Origin of the sequence: Oceanibaculum pacificum (genome assembly GCF_001618175.1) — a bacterium.
In the GTDB taxonomy this organism is placed as follows: Bacteria; Pseudomonadota; Alphaproteobacteria; order Oceanibaculales; family Oceanibaculaceae; genus Oceanibaculum; species Oceanibaculum pacificum.
This window is the reverse complement of the sequence record NZ_LPXN01000002.1, coordinates 1-24,848: the sequence shown is the minus strand read 5'-3', so window position 1 is coordinate 24,848 and position 24,848 is coordinate 1. Positions and strand designations below refer to the sequence as shown.

Below are 24,848 nucleotides of genomic sequence, written 5' to 3'. Positions count from 1 at the left end.
TTTCCGGGATCTGACGACGTGAATTCCCCGTTCGCATTCTTTTTCTGCATAGACCCTATCCAAGATGGCAGCCCTGCACAAGACGCAAGGCGCGCATAAGAAAGCCCTTATGCAGAATTCTTATCGGAAAGCCGGGTTGGCGGAGGCGGGGCTGGGCGTCTATAACCGGCAAAGTTGTTTTTCCGTCTCTCAACTTTCCGCCTGCTGAGGATCGCCCCATGGCCCAGAGCTACCCGGTCGAGCTGACCGCCCCGGATATCGAACCCTATCGCAAGGGCAATACCGGCATCGAGTTCGTCACCAGCTTCGACAGCGGCGTGCCGGGCCCGCATGTGGCGATCAATGCGCTGACCCACGGCAACGAGATTTGCGGGGCCATCGCGCTGGACGCGCTGTTGAAGCAGGGCGTGCGGCCGGTCAAGGGCAAGCTCAGCTTCGCCTTCGTGAACCATGCGGCGTTCGGCCGGTTCGACCCGGCCAAGCCGAACGATTCGCGCTTCGTGGAAGAGGACTTCAACCGCGTCTGGGTCGAGGAACGACTGGACGGGCCGGAGAATACGGTGGAGCTGCGCCGGGCGCGGGAATTGCGGCCATTCTTCGATTCGGTCGATTTACTGCTCGATATCCACTCGCTCAGCACCTATTCCGAGCCGCTGATGATCTGCCACGGGTTGGAGAAGGAGCGCGATTTCGCCGCCCAGGTGAATTTCCCGGCCTACATCATGTGCGGCTCCGGCCATATCGTCGGCCGACGCATCATCGAATATACCCCCTTCAACGACCCGAAGAACGACAAGGTGGCGCTGCTGGTGGAATGCGGCCAGCATTGGGCCGCCTCCAGCGGCCGGGTGGCGATGGATACGGCGATGCATTTCCTGCGGGTGACCGGCGCGGTCGACCCCTCGGTCATTGACCGCAACCTGTCGCCGGAAGCCAAGAACCCGCCCAAGGCGGCGATGTGGGAAGTAACCGGCGGCATCACCGCCAAGACCGACGATTTCCAGTTCGCCGAGGAATATATCGGCATGGAGGTCATCGCCAAGGCCGGCACTCCCATCGCCCGGGATGGCGACGAGACCATCGTGACGCCGCATGACGATTGCCTGCTGATGATGCCCAGCTACAAGCAGGGGGTCGGCACCCGCAAGCTGCGGCTGTGCAAGCGGATCGGCTGACGCCGCTTCAAGCGCTGCGGCGGCGCTCTGCCAGCCAGATGCCGCCCAGCACTAGCCCCAGCGCCAGGGCGTGGTAGAGCTGGAACAGCTCGCCCAGCACCAGCACCGCCAGGATGGCGGCGAAGATCGGCACCAGATTGACGAACAGGCCGGCCCGTCCCGGCCCGACCAGTTGCACGCTGCGCAGGAAGAATATCTGCGACAGGAAGGACGGGAACAGCACCACGAAGGCCAGCACGGCCCAGCCAGTCGGGGTGGGCGCGCGGAAATCGCCCATCGCCGCCTCGATCGCCACCAGCGGCAGCGAGGTCAGCAGCGCCGCCACCGCCATCACCGAGAACATCGCCAAGCCGGACACCGCCGGCCGCTTGCGCAACGCCACCGTGTAGCCGGCATAGAGCGCGCAGGCGATCACCATCAGCAAGTCGCCCTCATTGATGCGCAGCGCCTGGGCATGGGCGATCTCGCCGCGCGTCGCCACCAGCGCCACGCCGATCATGGTCAGCGCCGCGCCGATGACCTGCACCAGCGTGACCGGCGTGCGATAGGCGATATAGGCGCCAATCAGCACGAATATCGGAATAGCCCCCTGGATGATGCCGATATTGATCGCGCTGGTCGTATAGGCCGACAGATAGAACAGCGCGTTGAAGCCGGTGAAGCCCAGCGCCCCCATCGCCATCAGGAACGGCAGATGCCGGCGCAGCACCGGCCATTCGGCGATCACCGTGCGGCGGGCGAAAATCGCCAGCAGGATCACCACCCCAATCCAGCGAATGCCGGTCAGCAGCATCGGCGAGATCTCGCCAACGGCAATCCGCCCCGCCACGGCATTGCCGCCCCACATCAGCGTGGTCAGCACGAGCAGCAGGTAGGCATTGCCGAACAACAGCCCGGCGCCCTTGGTCGAGGTTTGCAATTCCACTGAAGCCCTCTTGGAAGGCGGAGCCCTTAAGCCTGCTTTACTCCGCCCTTCCGGGTTGGGAGACAAGCGTTAACCGCGCAGGGCTGCCTTTCCGGCCCTTCCAGAACCGCCAGCGAAGAGCGGATCAATTCAGCCGGCCAAGGCAGGCGGCGGCGACGGAATCGATGATCGCGTCGGCATCCAGCCCGTAGGCGCGATAGAGATCCTGCAGGTCGGCGGACTGGCCGAACTTGGTGACGCCGAGCGACTGCACCGGGCGTCCCGCCGCCGCGCCGATCCAGGACAGCGACGCCGGATGGCTGTCATGCACCGTGACCAGCGAGGCCGCCGGGGCCTGCGCCAGCAGCCGATCGAGATGCGTCGGCGCTATCGACTGGCCCTTGCGGCGGGCTTCGGTCTGCCTGTTCCAATCGGTATAGAGCCGGTCCGGCGAGGTGACGGCCAGGATGCCCAGGCCCGGCATGTCCTCGGCCAGCGCGGCGTGCGCCTCCATAACCTCCGGCGCGATGGCGCCGCAATAGACCAGCGCCACCTCGGAGTCCGCCGCCGGCTCGACCAGCCAATAGGCCCCGGCCACGACTTGCCCGGCGAAATCCTCCGTGGCGTCACGCTGCGGCTGCTCCAGCGCCCGCGTGGAGAGGCGCAGATAGAGCGAGCCGCCATCGGCCGCCTGCATGTGGCCGAAGCCCCAGCGCATGATCGCCGCCAATTCGTCGGCATAGGCCGGCTCGTAATAGGTCAGGCCCGGCTGGCCCATGCCGATCAGCGGCGTGGAGATCGACTGGTGCGCCCCGCCCTCCGGCGCCAGCGTGATGCCCGACGGGGTGGAGACCAGCATGAAGCGGGCATCCTGGTAGCAGGCATAGTTCAACGCATCCAGCCCGCGCGAGATAAAGGGATCGTACAGCGTGCCGACCGGCAGCAGCTTCTCGCCGAACAGCGGCCCGGCCAGGCCCAGCGCCGCCAGCATGATGAACAGGTTATTCTCGGCGATGCCCAGCTCGATATGCTGGCCGGCGAGCGAGCGCGCCCATTTCTGCGCCGAGACAACCTTTTCCGTGCGGAAGATGTCGTCGCGGGCGCGGCGGCTGAACAGGCCGCGCTGGTTCACCCAGGGACCGAGATTAGTGGAGACGGTCACGTCCGGCGAGGTCGAGACGATGCGCCCGGCCAGCTCGCTCTGCCCCTTGCCCAGCGCGTTCAGGATCGTGCCGAAGGCGGCCTGGGTGGATATCTTGTCCGCCGTGACGGTCGGGAAGTCAGCCGGCACCGGCACCGGTGCGCTGTCCTTGATACGGCTGCCCTGCTGGTTGAACGGAGCCTGGGCGATGAATTCGCGCAGGCTGGCGACGGGCATGTCGCGATCGTCCAGCGGGTCCCATTCGGCCCCGTCGGCGATGCCCATCTGCTTCTTGAAGCTCTCCATCTGCTCGACGCTCATCAGCCCGGCGTGATTATCCTTATGGCCGGCCTGCGGCGTTTGCGCGCCCTTGATGGTGTAGGCGATGAAGCAATGCGGCATGTCGTCTTCGGCCTGCGCGAAGCCCTCGCGCACGGCTTCCATGTCGTTGCCGCCCAGATTGGTCATCAACTGGTGCAGGCCTTCATCGTCATATTCCGCCAGCAGTTGCGGGATGCCGTTATGGCCCGCCAGATCGGCCAGGATGCGCTTGCGCCAGCCGCCCGGCGCGCCGTTCTGGCCCTTGAACACCAGGGCGGAGTAAAGGTCGTTCGGGCAATCGTCGATCCAGGTGCGCAGCGCCTCGCCGCCGGGCTTCTTGAACGCCTCCTCCTGCAGCTTGCCGTACTTGATCATCACGACCTTCCAGCCAACGGCGGCGAAGAAGCCCTTGATCTTCTGGAACAGCTGGTCGTTCACCACGCCGTCCAGGCTCTGGCGGTTATAATCGATCACCCACCAGGTGTTGCGGATGTCGTATTTCCAGCCTTCCAGCAGCGCCTCGTAGATATTGCCCTCGTCCAGCTCGGCGTCGCCCATGATGGCGATCATCCGGCCGGCCTTGCCGCTATCCTTCTCCGGGAAGTGCTGGCGCACGTAATCCTGGGTGATCGAGCCGAACAGGGTCATCGCCACGCCGAGGCCAACCGAGCCGGTGGAGAAATCCACCTCGTCCTTGTCCTTGGTGCGCGACGGGTAGGATTGTGCGCCGCCCAGCGCGCGGAAATTCTCCAGCGCGTCACGGTCCTGGCGGCCCATCAGATACTGGATGGCATGATAGATCGGGCTGGCGTGCGGCTTCACCGCAACCCGGTCCTCCGGCCGCAGCACGTCGAAATACAGCGCCGTCATCAAGGTGGCGACCGAGGCGGAAGAGGCCTGGTGGCCGCCAACCTTCAAGCCGTCGCGCGAGGGGCGGATATGGTTGGCGTTATGGATCATCCAATGGGACAGCCATAGAACCCGCCGTTCCAGCGCCTTCAGATAGGCCAGCTTGTCCGCCGGCTCATCCTGCGAACCGTTGGAGATCAGCGTCAGTTCCGCCTTGCCGGCCATTGGATATCTCCCAAAGGTATTGGATATACCCGGCAATATGGCGAAACCGACAAGAGATTGCCAGACATGACGCAAGCAACGGGGGGTTGCGCAATTTTATTACACGCCTACGCCTCAACCTCGCCGTGAATCTCGATAGTCTCGGATTTGTCGACGAAGGGCAGCGGCGGGAAATGCGGCGTGGATTGAAAGCTGACCTGCCCCTTCAGCCCGACCTGCTCGGCCGTTTCGATGAACAGTGTGTCGATGTCGCGCCGCACCTCCATCGGCAGGCGGCGGTGGGTGCGCACGATCAGATCCAGCCTGTCCTTGCGGGCCAGCCCGTCGAGCTGCAAGGCCCCCAGGCGGCTTAAATCCAGGTCGATGAGGAAGCGGTGGCCCTGGCCGCCGCCCTCCTCCCCGCCCTCGCCCTCATCGTTCGGGCCACGCATGAACAGCCTTATCTGCTGCAATTGCTGGCCGTCGAACATCGGCAGGTAATAGCCACGCCATTCCTGGCCGCTGGAATCCGGGGCATCGCGGCTCATCCGGCCCATATCGTCGCTAAGCCGGCCGATCAGCGGCGTGCGGCCGTCGCGTCCGCCCAGCGTGCGCACCGCGCTGTCGCCCAGCAAGCCGCGCAGATCGCCGCCCCGCATCGCCGCCATGACGAACAGCAGCGCACCGGCAAGCTGAGGGCCGGGCTGCGGAATGGCGGATTGCAGCACGCTCTGCGCCAGCGCCGGATTCACCTGCGCCAATTGCGCCAGCGCCTCCTGCAAGGCGGGCCATTGCCGCCCCAGGCCGCCGGGGACCGTCGCCGCCTGCGGCAGCGCCGTGGGCTGGCCGCCGCGCGCCAGCGCCTCCAGCCCGCGCAGCGCCTCAGGCGACAGGCCCAGCGTCACGCCGCTGCCCAACGGCAGGCCCTGCGCGCCCTGCACCGTCACCAGCCCAGCCGGGGTCTGCAGCAACGGTTGGCCCGCCGCCGTCCGGCCGACGACGCTGGCCTGTATCGCCACCCCGCCGCCCGGCAAGGGTTGCAGGCCCATCGGCAAGGGCGGCTGGCCGGCGGCGGGCGGCGGCTGGATGCCGGTCACGCTGGCCTGAATCTGCGCGCCGGTCGGCAGCGCCTGGAGAATCTGCGTCGGGCTTGCCGCCACCGTGAGCGCCCCTTGCGGCGATGCCGATGGCGGCGTGAACACCGCCGGCATCGGCCCGGCAGCGGGCGGCCCCGCGGCAATCTGGCTGGCCGGGGTTTGGCCGATACTCAATTGAGGGGCGGATGCCTGTCCCGGCTGGGGAGGAACTGGTGTCCCTTGCGGCGGTGTCGCTTGTGGCGGTGTCGTTCCCGCTGGCGCGGCAGCGGCCGGCGGCGCTTGGCCAGGTATCGCCGGCGACGGCGTTGCGGTGGATGCCGGGGCGGTAACGGGGGTGGGCGTAACGGGGGTGGGCGTGGCCGGCGCTGCCGCAGCCGGGGCTCCAGGCGCGGCGGGGGTCGACGGGGCCAAGGCGGCGGTTTGCAGCAGGATCAGCTGCGCGGTCTGCCCGGCCTGCAAGGGCTGGAGCGGCTGGGTCGCGGTCGCCAGGGCCGGGGAGCCGGCAACGGTAACAGCGGGCGGTATGGAAGGGGGAGCCGGGATCGCCGCGCCGGGCGCCGGCGTGGCTGCCGGTGTAGGCGCGGGCGTGGCAGCGGGCGCCTGGCCTGTCGGGACCGGCTGTCCCGGCGCAGGCTGCGCCACGGCTTGACCCGGCACAGGTGCCGGCTGACCGGCCGCTGGAGGCGGCGCGGAAGGTTGCGGCAAGGGCGCCGGCCCGGCGGGAGGGGTTGCGCCCTGGCCGCGCCCGGCGGACAGGATGATGACCTGGAGGCTGTCCCCGGTGGCGCGCACTTCCAGCGTGACCGGGGTGCCGGGGCGGATATAGTTGGGCGTCTTCACCGCGACCGCGCCCTGGTCGGTGCGGATCACCAGATTGCCCTGGCGGTCGCGGCCTTCCACTGTGCCCTTAACCACCGTGCCCGGATCGGCGTTGCGCAGCGAGGTCGGCGGGTCGATCGCGGTGCCGACCGCCGCCGAGGGCGCCTGGACGGCGCCCGTGACAGGCGGTGTCGGCGGGACCGAGCTCATTGTGGTTCCAGCAGGTTTTCCAACAGCTTTTCGATATCCCGCGCGGCCTCGCAATTGGGCGAGCGGGTCAGCAGCGACGTCTGGTGGCGGATCGCGTCCGCCACCTTGCGGTCGCGCCTGATGATGCCAGCCAGCGGCGGCGAGACTTTCAGGAAGCCCTGGCACGCCTTGAGCAGCGTCTGGTAGGTGCGCTGCCCTTCCGACACGCTGTCGACCATGTTGACGACGATGCGGATATCGGCCTTGGGGTCGGCCTGCGCGGTCAGCTTGATGAAGGCGTAGGCGTCGGTCAGCGAGGTCGGGTCGGCGGTCGCCACCACCAGGCTGGTGCCGGCCCAGCTGGACAGCGTGCGCACCGTGCGGTCGATGCCAGCCCCGAGATCGAGGATCACCCGGTCATAGCCGCGCGCCAGCTTCAGCAGCTCATCGCCCAACCCCACCAGCCGCTGCGGCGGCAGCATGGCGAGATTGCCGGAACCGGAGCGGCCGGCGATCACGTCGAAGCCGAATTCGGGATGCGGGGTAATGGCTTGCTCCAGCAGCAACTTGCCCTCGATGAAGCCGCCCAGATCGCGCTTCGGCATGAGGCCGAGTTGCACATCGATGTTCGCCAGCCCCAGATCGCCGTCGAACAGCAGGGTGCGGCGGCCCATGCGCGCCAGCGCGTGGGTCAGCGTGACCGATAGCCAGGTCTTGCCGACGCCGCCCTTGCCGGAGGCGACGGCGATGATGTTGGTCGCCTGCCCCACCGCATGGGGCAAACGGGCCGGCGGCGTGCCGGAATAGCTAGAGGGTGGAACTGCGTTGCTCATCCGAAGGCCATATCGCCATAGTGGGAGGACTTGACTCCTGCCTCAGCAGGAAGCAACAAGCGTGCCAGGGAAACCGGGTTGAGCGGGGCCAACCCCTCCGCCACCTGCGGCGATGTGCAGACATAAGAAAACCGTAGCCCGCCAACCTCCGCCGCCACCAGCATGAAGCCCAGCCGCCGGGCCATGTCGAGCCGTGTCGCCATCAGCCTGGTGATCGACAGCGACTTCAGCGAGTCGGCAATTTCTGCCGCCTCGCCCGGATCGCAGCCGGCCGGGAGCACCAGCATGGGTTCCGCCCCTACCGCGTCGATCATCGCTTTCAGCGCGGCGACGTCGTCGCGGTCATAGGGGTTGATGCCGGCGGTGTCGATCAGTTGCAAGCGGTCCGTCCGGCCGGCGCACAGCCGCTTCAGATCGGCCGGGGTTTCCGCGGTCAGCAGCCGCAGCTTCAGCACCGCGGTCAGCGCCTGCAACTGCTCCACCCCGCCCGCCTTGATAACGTCTGTGGTGATGACGCTGACCGGCCGGCGGGCCAGCACCGCGCGGGTCGCCAGTTTGGCCACGGCCACGGTCTTGCCGGCGCCGGGCGGGCCGATCAGCATGACCGGGCGACGAAAATCAGTGTCCGACAAGGTCGCGAAGTGGAAATGCGCGTCCAGCGCACCGGCCAGCGCCAGCACCGGATCGGCGGCATGCAGGCTGTTGGCGGTGCGCAGCAGCCGGTCGGTCAGGCGACCCGGCACATTATGCCGTTCCAGCGCCTCGGTCAGAATATCGGTGAGATCGGCGGCGACGGGGCCGTGGCGATGATCCATCACCGGATCGTCCAGCTCGTCCACCATATCCAGCGCTGCGGTCACGCGCACACCGCCGCTCTCGCCCTTCTGGGTCGAGACGATGATGGCATCGTCGCCGAGCTGTTCGCGGATCATCCGCATGGCCTCCGCCATTGTGGGGGCGTTGAATGTCTTAAGCCGCATCTATGGCCCCAGCTTCCCCTGCATCCATGATCGATGTCGCCTTTCCGGTCGATCAGACCTGCCCCAGGGTCTTGATCTTCGCCTTCGGGTGGATCTCGTTCTGCGAGAGCACGACCGTGGACGGGCGGAACCGCTCGATGATGGAACGCACATAAGGCCTAATTGCCGGGCTGGTCAACAGAACAGGCGCTTCGCCCAGCGCCGCCATCTGCTCGAAGGTCTGCCGCACGGAGCCGATAAATTGCTGCAGCTTGGTGGGCTGCATGGACAATTGCTTCTCTTCGCCCTGCCCGACGATGGAATCGGCGAAGGCCTGCTCCCAGTCCGGCGACAGGGTGACCATGGGAATATGGCCTTCCTCGTTGGTGTATTGCTCGCTGAGCTGGCGGGCCAGGCGGGCGCGCACATGCTCGGTGATGGTGGTCACGTTGCGGGTATAGGTGCTGGCCTCGGAAATGCCTTCCAGGATGGTCGGCAGATCGCGGATCGAAATCCGCTCGCCCAGCAGATTCTGCAAAATGCGCTGTAGCCCGCCGACCGAGATATGCGTCGGCACCACGTCGGCGACCAGCTTCTGATGCGTGCCCGACAATTCGTCCAGCAGCTTCTGCGTCTCGGTGTAGGACAGCAGGTCCGACATGTTGTCGCGTACAATCTCGGTCAGGTGCGTGGTCACCACGGTCGGCGGATCGACCACCGTATAGCCGCGGAACAGCGCCTCCTCCCGGTGGCTGGGATTGATCCACATGGCGGGAAGGCCAAAGGTCGGCTCGCGCGTCGGCTCGCCCGGCAGATCGATCTTCTGGCCGCGCGGGTCCATCACCAGCAGCATGTTGGGGCGGATATCGCCGCGCCCGCTCTCGATCTCCTTGATGCGCAGCAGATAGGTGTTGGGCGGCAGTTGCAGATTATCCTGGATGCGCACCGACGGCATGATGAAGCCCAGCTCGGTCGCCAATTGCCGGCGCAGCGCCTTGATCTGGTCGGTCAGCCGCTGGCCGTCGGTGCTGTTGATCAGCGGCAGCAGGCCATAGCCCAGCTCCAGCCGGATCAAATCGATATGCAGCGCGGTCGAGATCGGCTCCTCCGCCGCCGGAGCGGGGGCGGAATCGATGGCGATGGCCTCGGCCTTGCGCACCACCTCCTTCCGCTGCTGGCGCGCCATGAAATAGGCAGCCGCCCCCGTGATCACCGCCAGCAGGAAGAACGGCGTGAAAGGCAGGCCCGGCAGCACGCCCAAGGTCAGCATCAGGAAGGAGGACAGGCCCAGCGCGGTGGGATAGCCGCCCAACTGCCTGATGAGCTGCTTGTCGGCCGTGCCCGGCGCGCCGGACTTCGAGACCAGCAGGCCGGCGGCGGTGGAGACGATCAGTGCCGGAATCTGGCTGACCAGCCCATCGCCGACGGTCAGCAGCGTGTAGGTGCGCGCCGCGTCGCCAAAGCCCATGCCCTGCTGGGCCACGCCGATGATCATGCCGCCGATCACGTTGATGAAGGTGATCAGCAGGCCGGCCACCGCGTCGCCGCGCACGAATTTGGACGCACCGTCCATCGCGCCGTAGAAGGTGCTCTCCTCCTCCAGCTCCTTGCGCCTGGTGCGCGCCTCGTCCTCGGTGATCAGGCCGGAGGACAGGTCGGCGTCGATCGCCATCTGCTTGCCCGGCATGGCGTCCAGGCTGAAGCGCGCGCCGACTTCCGCGATACGCCCCGCGCCCTTGGTGATGACGATGAAGTTCACGATCACCAGGATGGCGAAGACGATGGCGCCAATGACGTAATTACCGCCCATCATGAAGGAGCCGAAGGAGGCGATGACATCGCCCGCCGCCTGTGGCCCGGTATGGCCCTCCGACAGGATCAGCCGCGTCGAGGCCAGGTTCAGCGCCAGCCGCAGCATGGTGGCGATCAGCAGCACGGTGGGGAAGGCGTTGAAATCCATCGGCCGGTGAATGAACATCACCGTCATCAGGATCAGCACCGAGAAGGTCAGCGACAGGGCCAGCGCGATATCCAGCAGCCAGGTCGGCATCGGCAGGATCAGCACCGACAGGATACCCACCATGCCCAGGGCGACGGCGATATCCGGACGGTTGAACATGCCGCCATAGCGGCCGAGCAGATCGTTGAACGATCCGCCGCCGCCTGGGCTGCCCTGTTGCGAGGTATCCGCCATCCGCTAGCCTATCATGCCTAAGCCGGCTCCGCCTCACCCGGCATCGGCACCGGGATGCCCTCGTCCGTATACTGGCGCAGCTTGTTGCGCAGCGTGCGGATCGAGATGCCGAGGATGTTCGCGGCGTGGGTGCGATTGCCCAGGCAATGCTTCAGCGTGTCGATGATCAGGTCGCGCTCCACATCGGCCACGGTGCGGCCGACCAGGGAGCCGAGGCCCAGCGCATCGGCCGCCGCGTCGGCCACGGCACCCGGTGTTTCCGCCGCCGCCTCGCCGGTCAGCATGATCGCCTCCGGCCCGATTTCGTCGCCGCTGGCCAGCAGCACTGCGCGATGCAGGGTGTTCTCCAGCTCGCGCACATTGCCCTTCCAGTGATGCGCCTGCAGCCGCGCCAGCGCCTCGGCGGCGATCGGCCGTTGTGCCACGCCATTGGCCTCGGAATATTTCTTCACGAAATGCTCGGCCAGCGCCTTCACATCCTGCGGGCGCTTGCGCAAGGGCGGCAGCGCCAGGTTGAAGACGTTCAGCCGGAAATACAGATCCTCGCGGAAATTGCCGTTCTTCACCTCCTCGTCCAGATTGCGGTTGGAGGTGGCGACGAGGCGGACATTCACCTTCACCGGCGTGGTTCCGCCAACCCGGTCGATCTCGCGTTCCTGGATCACGCGCAGCAGCTTGGCTTGCAGGCGCGGGTCCATCTCGCTGATCTCGTCCAGCAGCAGCGTACCGCCATTGGCTTCCTCGAACTTGCCGATGCGGCGGGCGACAGCCCCGGTGAAGGCCCCCTTCTCATGCCCGAACAGCTCGGATTCCAGCAAATTCTCCGGGATCGCGGCACAATTGACGGCGACGAATTTCTGGTTCGCCCGGCGGCTCTTGGCGTGGATGTAACGGGCCATCACCTCCTTGCCGGTGCCGGACTCCCCGGTGACCAGGATGCTGGCGTCGGACGGTGCTATCTGGTCGGCCAGCTTGATCACCTGGGCCATCACCACATCCTTGAAGATGAGGGCGTTGGATTCCTCGGCGACCGCTTGCAGCACGGCGGCGATCAGCTCCGCGTCGGGCGGCAGGGGCACATATTCCTTGGCCCCGGCCTTGATCGCGCGAACCGCCGTCTCGGCATCGGTGCCGGTGCCGCAGGCAACCACCGGAATGGTGATGCGCTCGGCCTTCAGGCTTTCCATCAGCCGGGCGATCGGCAGCTTGGCGTCGATCATCACCAGATCGGCGCCCTGCCCGGCGCGCAGCGCCTGCAAGCCTTTTTCGATGGTGTCGGCATGGCTGACCTTGGCCCCACGCGCCAGCGCGATCTGGCTGGCGGCGGTCAAGTGCCCTTCAAGCGTGCCGAGGATAAGCAACCGCATTATAACTCTCCGTCAAGCCCCGATCATCCGGCGCCGCTCAGTCGAAAAAACTCACCCGCCCGGCGGGCGGCAGGATGGTGTTCACCTGCATCTCCAGCCGGCGCGGATGTTCCTGCCGGGCGATGGAGAGCGCCCCCAGCAGGTAGATCTGCCCGACCATCTGCTCCTCGCCCAGATTGCGCTCCAGCTTGGACGCCAGGGGGGCGAAAATCATGTAGGCCAGCACCGCGCCATAGAAGGTCGTCAGCAGCGCTATCGCCATCGCCGGGCCGATGCTGGTGGGATCGTTCAGATTGCCCAGCATCTGCACCAGGCCGACCAGCGTGCCGATCAGCCCCATCGCCGGGGCGATCTCGGCCGCCTTGCGCAGCACGCTTGCCGTCTTGGTCTGGCGCGCGACATTGGCCGCCATCTCCTGCCGCAGGCTGCGATCCACCTCCTCCGCCGGGGAGCCGTCGACCACCATCTGCACCGCGCGGTGCAGGAAGGGCTCGCGCTGCATATCGGCCAGATAGCGCTCCAGCGCCAGCACGCCCTGGGCGCGCGCGGTTTCCGACAGGTGCAGCATCCAGGTCGCCGCGGTCCGCGGATCGCGCGCCACGCGGAACAGCGTGCGGTACAGCACGTCCCGGGTCTGCATCACCTCCTGCAGCGAATAGCAGATCAGCACCACCGCCAGCGTGCCGCCCAGCACGATCAGCACCGAGGGAATATCGACGAAGGAGCCGGCCGAGCCGCTGAGCGACATCGCGGTACCGATCAGCGCGAAGCCGCCGATCAGGCCGAGCAGCGTCGCCACATCGAGCACGGTGCGCGAGCCGGGCGGCACGATATCCACCTGGCTGGCGACCACGCGCGCCGGTTCTGGCGCGGCACCGGCGCGACTGGCCCCCGCCTTGCTGAAAGCGTCCGACATCCCCTTCTGCCCCCCGGATAGCGCGATCAGGTCGCGCGGTCGGACTTGATGATTTCTGTCATGGTGACGCCCAGGCGTTCATCCACGATCACCACCTCGCCGCGCGCGACCAGGCGGTTGTTCACATAGATATCGATCGCCTCGCCGACCTTGCGGTCCAGTTCCACCACCGCGCCGCGACCCAGCTTCAAGAGCTGGCTGACCTGCATGGTGGCCTTGCCCAGCACCGCCGAGACCTGGACGGGAATGTCGTACACCGCCTCCAGGTCGCGCGCGCTGCGCTGGGTCTCGTCCTCGGCCGCGCCGTCATCGGCGCCGAAAGGCTGTTCCTGGCCTTCCAGTTCGGACAGCTCCAGATCGTCATTATCGGGCGCCATGCTGTTCTCCTTTGTTTCGTTACTCTGCCGTCGCCGGCGTCATCTCGTTGCCTTCGGGCATCCTATCGCGAATTTGCGGCGTATGGCCGATCAGCCGTTCCAGCGCCGCATCGATGCGGCGCCACAGCTCCCGCGACACCCGTTCCGCGCCGCCATCGGCCCATTCCAGCCGACAATCGCCTTCCGCCAGCGATTCGTCGCCGCGCAGCACCAGTTGCCCCTCGAAGCCATTGCGCGCCGCCGCCTCATCCAGCCGTGGCGCGATGCCCACCAGCATATCGGGATGCACCCGCGCAATCACTTTCGGCTCGTCGCGCAGATTATGGAATATCTCGGCGATCACCGCCTCGATCTCCGTCAACCCGCCCCGGCGGGCCAGTTCCGGCGACAGGCGGCGCAGCAGCGTATAGGTCAGTTCCAGCATCTCGCCGGCCATCTCATCGAAGGCGGCGCGCTGGCCGCGCAGCAACCCGTCGATCCGGTCGCCGACCGCCTGGCAGGTATCGGCCTGGCGCTGCTCGATGCCGGTCATCGCCTCGGCCCGGCCCTGGGCGATGCCGCGCTGGAACGATTCTTCCGCCACCTGGTCCAGCTCTTCCTGGCTGTAGCTGGGCGGCGGCGGCGCGGCGGCGATGGCGGCGGCCTCGGCCTCGGCCGTCTCGCGCGCCTTCGCCTCGGCCTCGCGACGACGGCGAATCTGCGCCGGGTCGACGTCGAAGTCCCGTTCGAACAGGAAAGGTTTCATCGCCCGGGACATGGGCCTACCCCCGCTGCGTCGGATTAATAGACAAGCTGATCGTCGCCCTTGCCTTCGGAGATCACGATCTCGCCGCGGTTCGACAGATCCTTCGCAGTCTGCACCATGGCCATCTGGGCGTCTTCCACATCCTTCAGGCGGACCGGGCCCAGCGAGGCCATATCCTCGCGCATCAGCTTGGCCGCGCGTTCGGACATGTTGGAGAAGAACAGGTCGCGCAGCTCTTCCGTCGAGCCCTTCAACGCGATCGCCAGCTTGTCCTTCTCCACCGTGCGCAGCAGGGTCTGCACGCCGCCGGGGTCGAGCCGACCCAGATCCTCGAAGGTGAACATCAGCGCCTTGATCTTCTCCGCCGAATCGCGGTTGCGCTCCTCCAGCGCGGTGACGAAGCGGGTCTCCGTCGCGCGGTCCAGGCTGTTGAAGATATCGGCCATCATCTCATGCGCGTCGCGGCGGTTGGACCGCGCCAGATTGCTCATGAACTCGGTGCGCAGCACGCGCTCCACATCGTTCAGAATATCCTTCTGCACGGCCTCCATGCGCAGCATGCGCATGACGACTTCCATGGCGAAATTCTCCGGCAGCAGCGCCAGCACCTTGGCGGCATGGGCCGGGTTGATCTTCGACATCACCACGGCCACGGTCTGCGGATATTCGTTCTTCAGATAATTGGCCAGAACGATTTCGTTCACATTGCCCAACTTGTCCCACATGGTGCGACCGGCCGGACCGCGAATCTCCTCCATGATGTCGCCGACCCGGTCAGGGTCGAGCACCTTGGACAGTAGCCGCTCGGTCGAATCGAAGCTGCCGACCAGCGAACCTGTGGAGGAAATCTGCTCGGCGAATTCGACGAACAGCCGCTCCACGATGTTCGAGCTGACGGTGCCCAAATTGGCCATGACCTGAGAGACTTCCTTGATCTCCTCGTCATCCATCAGCGCGAAAATCTTCTGGGCATGCTCCTCGCCCAGACTCATCAGCAGGATGGCGGCCTTTTCCGGCCCCCCCAGCGAGCGATAATCTTCTCTCACGCGCATTTCGCCACCTCATCCGTCCTGTGGACGGCGCTTCACGTCAGAATTTCGGCTCAGCCCTGGTCCTGGTACATCCAGTTGCGCAGGATCGACACCGCCTCTTCCGGGTGCTTGTCCACGATTTCGCCGATCTTGCGCAGCGAGGAAGCGCGGACGCGGCCCTCAACGCGGGTGATGTCGATCATCGTGTCCAGGATATCGTCCTCTTCCTCCTCCGGCGGGGCCAGGGCCGCCATGCCTTCAAGGCCGGGCGCCATGCCTGGCATACCCGGCATGCCGGGGCCGGCCAGCGCCGCCGCCGCGGCGGCGCCGCCGGAGGAGCCGCCAGGCGTCTTCGACGTATCCCAGGGGTTGCGGGTGATGCCGGTGACCGGGCTGTCGGTCACGCCCTTCCAGCCATATTCCGGCGTCGTGGTCTTGCCGAGCAGGACCGCCCCTTCCTCGCGCAGGCGGGCGACGGCGGGGGCGTCCTCGCTCCATTTCCGGTTGCGGTCGACGGTCTTGCTGCCGCGCAGGGTGGGCCAGCCATCGCTGAGCAGCAGGTCTTTCACGGTGGCGGGAATGCCGTCGACCATGCCGCGCGGCTCGCGCTGCATCCAGCGCGCCTCTGAGGTGCGGGCGGCGGCGATGGCGGCGTCATGGTCGACCAGGCAGAAGGCGTTCACATGCCGATCCACCGCCTCGATGCGCGCCAGCACCGCCTTGGTCACCTCGACCGGTGACAGCGTCTTGCGCTGATAATGGCGCAGCAGCTCCGTGGCGGAGAGGTAGCAGAGATCGGCGTGCTTGCTTGTCATCGGTCTTACCCTGTTCCGTTCAGGGCGACCTTAGCGAAGCTGGAGGCGGTTTGACCAGAGGGCGGCGCTTACACGCCTGTCAGCCATAGGGCGGCTTGTCCCATCCCTTGGGCGACAGGGTGAAGATTTCGTAGCCGGTCTCGGTCACGCCGATGGAATGCTCGAACTGGGCCGACAGCGACTTGTCCTTGGTCACGGCGGTCCAGCCATCGGCCAGCACCTTCACGTCGTAGCGGCCGGCATTGATCATCGGCTCGACGGTGAAGAACATGCCCGGCCGCAGCTTGATGCCATGGCCCGGCTTGCCGTAATGCAGCACCGACGGCGCGTCATGGAACACCCGGCCCAGCCCGTGGCCGCAGAAATCGCGCACCACGGAGAAGCGGTGGCTCTCGGCGTAGCTCTGGATCGCATGGCCGATATCGCCCAGCGTGGCGCCCGGCTTCACCGCCTGGATGCCGCGCATCATCGCCTCGTAGGTCACCTCGGTCAGCTTCTGCGCCTTCACGCCGACCTTGCCGACATAGAACATGCGGCTGGTGTCGCCATACCAGCCATCCAGGATGACGGTGATGTCGATGTTCAGCGCGTCGCCCTCGATCAGCTTCTTGTCGCCGGGAATGCCGTGGCACACGACATGATTGACCGAGGTGCAGATCGATTTCGGGAAGCCGCGATAATTCAGCGGCGCGGGAACGGCGCCATGCTCGACGATGTAATCATGGCACAGCTTGTCCAGCGCGCCCGTCGTGACGCCGGGGACGACATGTGGGGCGATGAAATCCAGCACCTCGGCGGCCAGGCGGCCGGCCCGGCGCATGCCCTCGAAGCCTGCCGAATCGTAAATCTTGATGCTGCGCTCTTCGCGCCGGAAGTCTTCCATATTCGCCTCGTCGTCCATCGGAAACGCCTATGCCGGCGGCCGGGCTATAAGCCTTCGGCCATTATCTGTCCAGCCTATCCAGCTTAGACGCTTGTGATTCGAGCACTATAGCACACTTCGCCGGCCTGTGGCGCATCAGGCGACGATAGGCCGCGCCCAGGCTACCAGCGTCGCTCGCTGCCCCCCGGGATCACCCGCAGATCGCCGTCCAGCAGCGCTTCTTCCTTATCGCCCTTCAACCGGCCGATACGCGGCATGATGCAGCCGATGATGGAGGTCACATGCGTGCCGTCCGCCGACAGCGGCAGCAGCAGCCTTTCGTAGGAGGCGAACCAGAGTCCCATATAGAAGCGCTGGGTGCTGCAGGTCGGCGCGCGGCTGTCCACCACCTCGCGATAAGCGGCCGAGGCGACGCGCCGGAACAGCGGGTTCGGCATCTCGTCGATATAGGCGCCTTCCGGGTTTTTGCCGTACAGCCGCTGCAATTCCACCCCGATCTTGCGATAGCGGAAACGCTGGGGGTCGCGTTCGATCTCGACATGCATCATATGATGCAGATACTCGGTCAGGTCGATCGGGCTGATCCAGCCGGGATCCGGCATGCGATAATCGTCGCTCGCCTTCAGCCACAGGGCATAGAGCCGCTGCAACTTCACATTGCGGATCGTCATGGGGCGCGGCTTGATGGCGGCGCTTGTTTCGGCCACGAGTCCAACCTTCTAACTAGCACTGTCGGAAAGCCCGTAAGCGAACTATCTTCCCGACACATTGAATGAGAATTAGAGGCATCTGCGATGGAAGCAATACCCGTCAGCGCATCCCTGGTCATTATCGGCAACGAGGTGCTCTCGGGTCGCACCAAGGATGCAAATCTTGCCTATCTTGGCGCGCAGTTGGCGGAGATGGGCATCCGCATGATGGAAGTCCGAATCGTTCCCGATATCGAGGACCGGATCATCGAGGCGGTGAAGGCGCTCAGCGCGCGCTACACCTATGTCTTCACCACCGGCGGCATCGGGCCGACGCATGACGACATCACCGCCGCCTGCATCGCCAAGGCGTTCGACGTCAGGCTGATCCGCCATCCCGAGGCGATGCGCGTGCTGGCCGCGCATTACGCCGCCAGCGGGGCGGAGTTCAACGACGCGCGCAAGAAGATGGCCGAGGTGCCGGAAGGCGCTGTCCTGGTTGACAACCCGGTCTCCAAGGCGCCGGGCTTCCGCATCGCCAATGTCTATGTTTTCGCCGGCATTCCGCGCGTCATGCAGGCGATGTTCGAGAGCATCCGGCACGAGCTGACGAAGGGTGCGCCGATCGAATCGCGCACCGTCTCGTGCCGGCTGGGGGAGGGCACGCTGGCCGCCGGGCTGGGTGCTGTGCAGCAACGCTACGCCGATATCGACATCGGCAGCTATCCCTATTTCGTCGCCGGCGGCTTCGGCGTGTCGCTGGTGCTGCGCGGCACCGACACCGACCGGCTGCAACAGGCGGCGGACGAGGTGCGCGCGCTGATCCGCGATCTCGGCGGCGAACCGCTGGAGGGCGAGCCGCAGCGCGATGCGCCCCAGCCGGCGGCATAGCTTGGCACGATCCCTGCGTGTCGATCCGGGCGATAAACGCCTGTTGGATTGTTGGCGCAGCATGTGCTAATGTGATTTGTAACTGCTATCAGGCGGGCAAAATGTCTGCCGGGTGGTTTTGACTGGATGAAGTGACAGAAACGTCATGGTAGCGAATGTCGCCTTCATGTCGGGCCTGCCAGGGCTGACGACTTTCAATATGCTGCAACAGAATCCTGTGCAGCAACTCGATCAATTCGCGAAAACCGCGCAGATCGTGCGTGAAGTCGAGTACTTCAAAAAAGCAGCCGCCAAGATCACCAACGTCGACGATTTCATGAAGGATCGCCGGCTCGTCACCTTCGCCTTGTCCGCCTTCGGGCTGGATGAGGAAATCCAGTATCCCGCCCGCCTGCAGAAAGTGCTGGAGAGCCCCAAGGACGACCCGGCGGCGCTGGCCAACCGGCTGGCCGACCCGCGCTATCGGGAGATTTCCCAGGCTTTCGCCTTCGGCGACGAGGGGATGGATAAGCTCAGCGACCCGGCCTTCCTGGAGGATGTGGCGCAGAAATACATTCTGAACGAGTTCGAAAAGACACTCGGCCAGAACAATCCGGCGCTGCGCGAGGCGACCTATTTCCTGCGCAACATTGGCAATGCCAGCACGGCCTACGATGTGCTGGGCGACCCGGTGCTGCGCTCGGTCGTGACCTATACGCTGGGTCTGCCGACGCAGATCGCGGTGCAATCGGTCGAGACCCAGGCGCGGCTGATCGACGCCCGCTTCGACATCAGCAAATATAAATCGGCCGACCAGAACGACACGATCTCCGGCGCCAATGGCGGCAATGTGCGGGTGAACGACGCGCGCAACGACCAGAAGCTGTTGACCGAGGGCGTCGCGCTGTCGACCAAGGCGCTGAAGCAGGTCGATTCGATCATCGAGCAGATCGAGCTGCTGAAGGCCGGCTATGGCGCGCTGGACGCGGTGCAGGACCCGGCCGGCGAATATCAGGACGAAATCCCGGTGCAGGAGCAGGCGATTCCCGGCCTGCTGCGCCAGCAGGGTCTGCTGGAGGCGGCACGCGAATCGCTGGGCCGCCTCAATGGCTATGTGGCGCGGCAGCAGGCGCTGGTCGATCTCGCCGCCGATCCCGCCAACGCCAACAAGCTGGACAGCTACAAGACCGAATTCGCGGAGCTGACCGACAAGATCACCGCCGCCGTCGGCCAGGCCACCTACAGCTATGACGATGGCGACCCGGATGCGGCCGGCACGCTTGAGAATTTGCTGGACGGCACGCTGGGCAACATCGCCGTCGAATACACCTCCGGCGGCGATATCCTGACCGCCCGCGGCCAGGATTTGACCGGCTTCCTGTCCGGCATCGCCCAGGCCAACGCGTCGTTCCAGAATGTCAGCGACGCGGACGACGCCGCCAACCTGTCGACCGCGCGGGGCGCGCTGGCGGAGAACAAGACCGAGCTGAACACCGTCCGGCTGGAGGTGCAGACCGACCTGAACGAGCTGAAGGCCGGCATCGATTCGGTCGAGCAGTTCGCCGCCTCGCTGAATTCCGCCGCGCTCTATCCCGGCGCGGAAGCGGTGCGCGACGCCGGCAGCCGGCTGACGCAAGTGAACATCCTGCTGGGCGAGCTGCGCGTGGTCGCGACGAAGTCGACCGGCCTGGCCGTCGATGCCGACCGCAGCGCGCTGCAGACGCAGTATGACGACATCGTCAACCGCCTGTCCGATGTCATCAACACGACTGGCACGCCGGGGCTGGCCAATCTGCTGGCTGGCGGCAACCAGAGCTATGAATTGCTCGACGGCTTCAACCTTGAGGCGCGCGGCCGCGATTTCAACGCCAGCATTCTGGGGGAACTGGCCGGCCGGGACGTCTCCTCGCTGGGCAATGCGCAGGAATTGCTGGGCGCGCTGGACAAGGAGATCGGCACGGCCACCGGCGACGCCTTCCGCGAAATCGCCACCGACGCCAGCGTGTTCAACCTGGCCTCGGAGAAGCTGGACCCGCGTTCCGGCGTCGACAGCGCCTATTCCCGCCTGGCCTCGACCCTGGAGGACATCATCGGCGCGGCCGCCGTGGGCGACCGCAACCTTTTGTCCGCCAGCCAGAGCGATGTACGCTACCGGGTGGAGACGACGGGCCGGAACTTGACCATCGACGCCATCGACCTCGATGGCGCGTTCGGCGCCATCCTGCGCGACGCGGTCGCCGGCCTGCCCAGCGACGGCGGCGATTCGTCCGGCGCCATCGCGGCGCTGGATACCGCGCTTTTCTCGATCAACCGCCTCCGTGGCGAGCTGAACAACGATCTGATCGCGCAGAACTCGGAAAAGAAGGTCGTGGACGGCTTCATCGCCCAGCAGGAATCGGTGGTGGCGGAGCGGGAATTCGCCGATCCCTATGCCAACATCTCCCAATCGGCCATCGACTTCGTGAAGCGCTATCTGACGCTGAAGGATTCCGAGGCGATCAGCACCAATCTCGGCCTTAGCAACGCCAAGAACGCCTATGTGCTGAACCTGGTCCAGCCGATCAATTTCAACTTCGACGTCTGAGCGTCCAGCCGCCCGGCTGGCCTGCCATGCGCCTCTTTGGCTGGTTTCGCGCGCCTGGCCTCGTGTAGGCTCCTGGGCATCAATCCAGGAGGAAGCGGCGTATGAAGCCTGAGGTCACCTACACATTTGCCGATCTGCCGGGCGATGGCAGCGCCATGCGCGTGGCCGACGGAGTCTATTGGGTGCGCATGCCGCTGCCCTTTGCGCTGAACCACATCAATCTGTGGCTGCTGGAGGATGGCGATGGCTGGACCATGGTCGATACCGGCATCGGCGGCGAGAAGGTGCGCGCGCTGTGGGAGCAGGTGTTCGAGGGCACGCTGGCTGGCCGGCCGATCACCCGCATCCTGGTCACCCATTTCCATCCCGACCATATGGGCCAGGCCGGCTGGCTGACCGGCCGCTGGAACGCGCCGATCTGGATGACCCAGGCGGAATGGCTCTATGCCCGCCATCAGCATTCCAAGGATCTGGCCGGCCGCATGGAGGCGGGCCAGGCGTTCTACCGCCGCGCCGGCGTGCCGGAGGCGCAGTTGCCGGCGCTGCTGCAGCGCTTCGGGCGCTACCGCGAAGGGGTGGAGCCGGTGCCCGCCAGCTATCGCCGCATCTTCGGCGGCGAGGAAATCCGCATCGGCACGCGGAACTGGCAGGTCATCATCGGCGAGGGGCATTGCCCGGAACATGCCTGCCTGGCCTGCCCGGAGGATAAGCTGTTGATCAGCGGCGACATCGTGCTGCCGCGCATCAGCCCGAATATCTCGCTGTTCCCGCAGGAGCCGGATGGCGACCCGCTCAGCCGCTATCTGGACTGCCTCGGCCGGTTCGGCCATCTGCCGGAAGATACGCTGGTGCTGCCCTCGCACGACACGCCCTTCACCGGCCTGCATGCCCGCATCGACAATCTGCGGGAGCATCACAAGCACCGGCTGGACCTGATCCTGGAGGCCTGCGCTGGCGCGCCGCAGACCGGCCTGTCGGTCATGCAGGCGATGTTCACGCGCGAGCTGGATTCGCTGCAACTGGGCTTCGCCATCGGCGAGGCGCTGGCGCATCTGAACCTGCTGTGGCGGCGCGGCACGCTGGCGCGCACTCTCGGCCCCGACGGCGTCGACCGCTACACGCTGGCCTGAGGAGCCATTTCTGCCGGGTGGCCGATCGCGCCCGGCAAATCCTGCCCAAGCGGCCGGGCGGGATTCTGGAAATGGCGGATTTGCTGGATTTTCCGACTGGCACGGCGATTGCTCTTCTCCCGGCATGGCTCAACACCCATGCCGGGAGGCAGATATGTCGCTGATGACCGTTACGCGCTTCGCGCCGAAGAAGGACAAGCCGATTGCCGAGGAACCCGCGGCGGCGGCCCCGCGCCGCCCGGTGCTGCGTGCCATCCCCGACGCGCCTGTCGCCACGCCGCATTCCACCAAGGGCCCGCAGCAGGCCGCCTGGCTGGCCCCCAGCAGCCTGCCGAAGGCCGGCGTCAGCGTGCCGCAATATCTGCGCGAACTGGACAGCTTTCAGCGCCAGCAATTCTCCACCGAGACCCGCAAGATCGTGATGGACGTGTCCTCGCGCGAGGTGGAGGGCGTCGTCGCCCTGGCCGCCAAGCTGCGCGGGCGCTATCTCGCCAAGCTGCTGGACGCCGCCGGGCATGGCCGCGTCGCGGTCAGCGAGACCCAGATGAAGGAAATTCAGCGCTGCCGCGAAATGTATGAGGAGGCGATGCGCGGCATCGACGAGCTGAAGCTCGCCCTCAACAATGGCGAGATCGCCATTCCCGGCATGGATCGTCCGTAGCCTTTTCCCGTTTTCCCTGGTGCCCAGCCTTGCGGGTGCGGTCGCTTCGGCGGTCGCGCCCGTTTTCTTTTCAGCAGTTTTTCTTTAATTTCAATAGTATATGTATAGTGTTGCGGCTTAGCGGTTGACACGCGGGCCATTCGCCATAATCATTATCGCTCACCTGCGGGAGTTGCCCCGAAGATTAGGGGCTTTGCCGAATCAACTAAGAATGAGGATTTTTCTGTCTTGTGCCGTGATTACACGCGCCAATGGCAGCTTTGACTCTTCTGTATTGGCGTCGCGTTACAGCAAAATTGCTTGCTTGGTATTGAGTGTAAAAATTGACTTTATGCCACCGCGCTTCGTCTCACCGTAAATCCGGGGGAACCGACTATGAGCGATAAGTCACGCAAGGACATGCATCCGTATATTCCGACGCTGGCCAAGCAGCTGGGCGAGGGCCGTGTCGGCCGGCGCGATTTCCTGCGCACCGCCGGCCTGCTGGGCGTCTCCGCCACTGTCGCCTATGGCATGGCCGACAAGATCATGGGCACCTCGTCCGCCGCGCTGGCGCAGACCGCCACCCCGAAGAAGGGCGGCACGCTGCGGGTTTCGATGAATGTGAAGGAGATCAGCGATCCCGCCATTTACGATTGGTCGGAGAAGGGCAATATCGGCCGGCACATCGTCGAATCCCTGACCCAGGTCGGCTCGGACAATGTCACCCGCCCGCATCTGGCGGAAAGCTGGGAGGCCTCCGACGATCTGAAGACCTGGACCTTCCGCCTGCGCAAGGGCGTGAAATGGTCGAATGGCGACGATTTCATCGCCGATGACGTGATCTTCAATTTCGAGCGCTGGCTCGACCCCGCCACCGGTTCGTCCAATCTCGGCCGCTTCAGCTCGATGACGGTCGAGGAGGGCGGGAAGAAGAAGATGGCGCCGAACGCCATCGAGAAGGTCGACGCCCACACCGTGCGCTTCAATTTGCAGACCGCCGATATCGCGCTGCCGGAATCGATGGGCGATTATCCGGCGCTGATCGTGCATCGCGGCTTCACCAAGCAGGGCGGCAATCTGGCCGAGAGCCCGGTCGGCACCAGCCCCTTCGCGCTGAAGCAGTTCCGCGTCGGTGAGACGGCGGTGTTCGAGCGCCGCGAGGGCGCTTATTGGGGCGGCGACGTCTATCTGGACGGCATCACCTATATCGACCATGGCGACGATCACTCCGCCTGGCTGTCGGCGCTGGCGTCCAACCAGGTCGATTTGTTGTACCGCCTGATCGCGCAGAACGTGCCGGCCATCAAGCAGATGCCGCATCTGCAAATGTTCGAGACCGTCACCGGCCAGACCGGCGTGGCCCGGATGAAGGTGACCGAAAAGCCGTTCGACGATATCCGCGTGCGTCAGGCGATCCAGGCCTGCATCGATCATCAGCGTCTGCTCGACGTGGCCTATCAGGGCCTCGGCGTGCCGGGCGAGGATCATCATGTCAGCCCGGTGCATCCGGAATATGCGGAAATCCCGAAGCTGAAGCAGGATTACGCCAAGGCCAAGAAGCTGCTGGCCGAAGCCGGCCACGGCAATGGCCTGGACATCGCCATCGACTGCGTGACGCAGCCGGCCTGGGAGGCCAATACCTGCCTGGCGCTGGCCGAGATGCTGAAGCCGGCCGGCATCAACCTGAAGGTCAACATCCTGCCCGGCGGCACCTATTGGGACCGCTGGACGACGACGCCCTTCGGCTTCACCTCCTGGACCCATCGCCCGCTGGGCGTGCAGGTGCTGAACCTGGCCTATCGCTCCGGCGTGGCCTGGAACGAAAGCTCCTATGCCAATCCGGAGTTCGACAAGCTGCTGGACGCGGCGATGGGCGTGCTCGACCCGGCCAAGCGCAAGGAAAAGATGGTGCCGGTGGAAAAGCTGCTGCAGCAGGACGCCGTCATCATCCAGCCTTACTGGCGCTCGGTCTTTACCGCCGCCAGCAAGAAGGTGCAGGGTTTCCAAATCCAGCCCGCCGAGGAGATGCACCTGAACAAGGTCTGGCTCGACGCTTGATCGGGCAAAGGCCGGTGTGCCACCCCCACCCCAACCCTCCCCCCTCAAGGGGGAG

20 protein-coding genes are annotated in these 24,848 nt (G+C 65.6%); 6 read left to right on the top strand and 14 right to left on the bottom strand.

Annotation, left to right across the window (positions count from 1 at the left end; translation table 11 throughout):
- Window positions 1-218: 218 nt before the first annotated feature.
- Window positions 219-1,175, top strand: a complete 957-nt coding sequence (locus AUP43_RS01015) for a M14 family metallopeptidase (RefSeq protein WP_067551367.1) — start codon at window positions 219-221, stop codon at window positions 1,173-1,175.
- Between the two features lie 7 nt (window positions 1,176-1,182).
- Here AUP43_RS01015 and AUP43_RS01010 read toward each other — a convergent pair whose 3' ends face one another.
- From AUP43_RS01010 to AUP43_RS00945, 14 genes are all read right to left on the bottom strand, one after another.
- Window positions 1,183-2,100, bottom strand: a complete 918-nt coding sequence (locus tag AUP43_RS01010) for a DMT family transporter (protein WP_232314843.1) — start codon at window positions 2,098-2,100, stop codon at window positions 1,183-1,185.
- Window positions 2,101-2,224: 124 nt separating this feature from the next.
- Window positions 2,225-4,615 (bottom strand): transketolase-like TK C-terminal-containing protein, encoded by a 2,391-nt coding sequence (locus AUP43_RS01005; RefSeq protein WP_067551364.1) that lies wholly within the window; start codon window positions 4,613-4,615, stop codon window positions 2,225-2,227.
- Window positions 4,616-4,722: 107 nt separating this feature from the next.
- Window positions 4,723-6,720 carry an RAD23 family protein gene (locus AUP43_RS18815; protein WP_157089173.1) on the bottom strand — a complete coding sequence of 666 codons (1,998 nt, stop codon included), beginning with the start codon at window positions 6,718-6,720 and terminating at the stop codon, window positions 4,723-4,725.
- Entirely contained in the window at window positions 6,717-7,532 is an 816-nt protein-coding gene (locus AUP43_RS00995) for a MinD/ParA family protein (protein ID WP_084462392.1), read from the bottom strand. The genes AUP43_RS18815 and AUP43_RS00995 overlap by 4 nt, the downstream gene beginning before the upstream one ends.
- Entirely contained in the window at window positions 7,529-8,512 is a 984-nt protein-coding gene (locus AUP43_RS00990; RefSeq protein WP_067551356.1) for a flagellar biosynthesis protein FlhF, read from the bottom strand. The genes AUP43_RS00995 and AUP43_RS00990 overlap by 4 nt, the downstream gene beginning before the upstream one ends.
- Before the next feature lie 52 nt (window positions 8,513-8,564).
- A complete protein-coding gene (flhA, locus tag AUP43_RS00985; RefSeq protein WP_067551353.1) occupies window positions 8,565-10,685 on the bottom strand; it encodes a flagellar biosynthesis protein FlhA in 2,121 nt (706 codons plus the stop codon).
- A gap of 17 nt (window positions 10,686-10,702) precedes the next feature.
- A complete protein-coding gene (gene flbD, locus AUP43_RS00980; RefSeq protein ID WP_067551350.1) occupies window positions 10,703-12,052 on the bottom strand; it encodes a sigma-54-dependent transcriptional regulator FlbD in 1,350 nt (449 codons plus the stop codon).
- A 37-nt stretch (window positions 12,053-12,089) separates the two neighbouring features.
- On the bottom strand, window positions 12,090-12,968 hold the full coding sequence (locus tag AUP43_RS00975) for a motility protein A (protein WP_084462390.1): 879 nt from the start codon (window positions 12,966-12,968) through the stop codon (window positions 12,090-12,092).
- Window positions 12,969-12,994: 26 nt separating this feature from the next.
- A complete protein-coding gene (gene fliN / locus AUP43_RS00970) occupies window positions 12,995-13,345 on the bottom strand; it encodes a flagellar motor switch protein FliN (protein WP_067551347.1) in 351 nt (116 codons plus the stop codon).
- A gap of 19 nt (window positions 13,346-13,364) precedes the next feature.
- Window positions 13,365-14,102, bottom strand: coding sequence for a FliH/SctL family protein (locus tag AUP43_RS00965; protein WP_157089172.1), 738 nt, complete (start codon window positions 14,100-14,102; stop codon window positions 13,365-13,367).
- A 23-nt stretch (window positions 14,103-14,125) separates the two neighbouring features.
- On the bottom strand, window positions 14,126-15,142 hold the full coding sequence (gene fliG, locus AUP43_RS00960; protein ID WP_067551341.1) for a flagellar motor switch protein FliG: 1,017 nt from the start codon (window positions 15,140-15,142) through the stop codon (window positions 14,126-14,128).
- 50 nt (window positions 15,143-15,192) lie between these two features.
- Window positions 15,193-15,936, bottom strand: coding sequence for an amidase family protein (locus tag AUP43_RS00955; RefSeq protein WP_232314842.1), 744 nt, complete (start codon window positions 15,934-15,936; stop codon window positions 15,193-15,195).
- Between the two features lie 79 nt (window positions 15,937-16,015).
- The gene (gene map / locus AUP43_RS00950) at window positions 16,016-16,819 is read right to left on the bottom strand and encodes a type I methionyl aminopeptidase (protein WP_067551434.1); all 804 of its coding nucleotides are present in this window, start codon (window positions 16,817-16,819) and stop codon (window positions 16,016-16,018) included.
- Window positions 16,820-16,980: 161 nt separating this feature from the next.
- Window positions 16,981-17,526 (bottom strand): PAS domain-containing protein, encoded by a 546-nt coding sequence (locus tag AUP43_RS00945; RefSeq protein WP_067551338.1) that lies wholly within the window; start codon window positions 17,524-17,526, stop codon window positions 16,981-16,983.
- An 87-nt stretch (window positions 17,527-17,613) separates the two neighbouring features.
- Between AUP43_RS00945 and AUP43_RS00940 the strand changes: the two genes are divergently transcribed.
- The 5 genes from AUP43_RS00940 to AUP43_RS00920 all read left to right on the top strand — a co-directional run bounded on the left by AUP43_RS00940 (window position 17,614) and on the right by AUP43_RS00920 (window position 24,793).
- A complete protein-coding gene (locus AUP43_RS00940; RefSeq protein ID WP_067551335.1) occupies window positions 17,614-18,399 on the top strand; it encodes a competence/damage-inducible protein A in 786 nt (261 codons plus the stop codon).
- A gap of 145 nt (window positions 18,400-18,544) precedes the next feature.
- Window positions 18,545-20,962 (top strand): DUF1217 domain-containing protein, encoded by a 2,418-nt coding sequence (locus tag AUP43_RS00935; protein ID WP_067551332.1) that lies wholly within the window; start codon window positions 18,545-18,547, stop codon window positions 20,960-20,962.
- A gap of 101 nt (window positions 20,963-21,063) precedes the next feature.
- Complete coding sequence (locus tag AUP43_RS00930) at window positions 21,064-22,092, top strand: MBL fold metallo-hydrolase (RefSeq protein ID WP_067551329.1); 1,029 nt, start codon at window positions 21,064-21,066, stop codon at window positions 22,090-22,092.
- Between the two features lie 154 nt (window positions 22,093-22,246).
- On the top strand, window positions 22,247-22,753 hold the full coding sequence (locus AUP43_RS00925) for a hypothetical protein (RefSeq protein ID WP_067551326.1): 507 nt from the start codon (window positions 22,247-22,249) through the stop codon (window positions 22,751-22,753).
- A gap of 375 nt (window positions 22,754-23,128) precedes the next feature.
- Window positions 23,129-24,793: an ABC transporter substrate-binding protein gene (locus AUP43_RS00920; RefSeq protein ID WP_067551323.1), complete on the top strand. Its 1,665-nt coding sequence runs from the start codon at window positions 23,129-23,131 to the stop codon at window positions 24,791-24,793.
- Window positions 24,794-24,848 lie beyond the last annotated feature (55 nt).

What these genes read in the sequence shown, in the direction of transcription:
- AUP43_RS01015 (WP_067551367.1), top strand. Translation starts at nt 219, where the DNA reads ATGGCCCAGAGCTACCCGGTCGAGCTGACCGCCCCGGATATCGAACCC.
- AUP43_RS01005 (WP_067551364.1), bottom strand. Translation starts at nt 4,615, where the DNA reads ATGGCCGGCAAGGCGGAACTGACGCTGATCTCCAACGGTTCGCAGGAT.
- AUP43_RS18815 (WP_157089173.1), bottom strand. Translation starts at nt 6,720, where the DNA reads ATGAGCTCGGTCCCGCCGACACCGCCTGTCACGGGCGCCGTCCAGGCG.
- AUP43_RS00995 (WP_084462392.1), bottom strand. Translation starts at nt 7,532, where the DNA reads ATGAGCAACGCAGTTCCACCCTCTAGCTATTCCGGCACGCCGCCGGCC.
- AUP43_RS00990 (WP_067551356.1), bottom strand. Translation starts at nt 8,512, where the DNA reads ATGCGGCTTAAGACATTCAACGCCCCCACAATGGCGGAGGCCATGCGG.
- flhA (WP_067551353.1), bottom strand. Translation starts at nt 10,685, where the DNA reads ATGGCGGATACCTCGCAACAGGGCAGCCCAGGCGGCGGCGGATCGTTC.
- flbD (WP_067551350.1), bottom strand. Translation starts at nt 12,052, where the DNA reads ATGCGGTTGCTTATCCTCGGCACGCTTGAAGGGCACTTGACCGCCGCC.
- AUP43_RS00975 (WP_084462390.1), bottom strand. Translation starts at nt 12,968, where the DNA reads ATGTCGGACGCTTTCAGCAAGGCGGGGGCCAGTCGCGCCGGTGCCGCG.
- fliN (WP_067551347.1), bottom strand. Translation starts at nt 13,345, where the DNA reads ATGGCGCCCGATAATGACGATCTGGAGCTGTCCGAACTGGAAGGCCAG.
- AUP43_RS00965 (WP_157089172.1), bottom strand. Translation starts at nt 14,102, where the DNA reads ATGTCCCGGGCGATGAAACCTTTCCTGTTCGAACGGGACTTCGACGTC.
- fliG (WP_067551341.1), bottom strand. Translation starts at nt 15,142, where the DNA reads ATGCGCGTGAGAGAAGATTATCGCTCGCTGGGGGGGCCGGAAAAGGCC.
- AUP43_RS00955 (WP_232314842.1), bottom strand. Translation starts at nt 15,936, where the DNA reads ATGACAAGCAAGCACGCCGATCTCTGCTACCTCTCCGCCACGGAGCTG.
- map (WP_067551434.1), bottom strand. Translation starts at nt 16,819, where the DNA reads ATGGAAGACTTCCGGCGCGAAGAGCGCAGCATCAAGATTTACGATTCG.
- AUP43_RS00940 (WP_067551335.1), top strand. Translation starts at nt 17,614, where the DNA reads ATGGAAGCAATACCCGTCAGCGCATCCCTGGTCATTATCGGCAACGAG.
- AUP43_RS00935 (WP_067551332.1), top strand. Translation starts at nt 18,545, where the DNA reads ATGGTAGCGAATGTCGCCTTCATGTCGGGCCTGCCAGGGCTGACGACT.
- AUP43_RS00930 (WP_067551329.1), top strand. Translation starts at nt 21,064, where the DNA reads ATGAAGCCTGAGGTCACCTACACATTTGCCGATCTGCCGGGCGATGGC.
- AUP43_RS00925 (WP_067551326.1), top strand. Translation starts at nt 22,247, where the DNA reads ATGTCGCTGATGACCGTTACGCGCTTCGCGCCGAAGAAGGACAAGCCG.
- AUP43_RS00920 (WP_067551323.1), top strand. Translation starts at nt 23,129, where the DNA reads ATGAGCGATAAGTCACGCAAGGACATGCATCCGTATATTCCGACGCTG.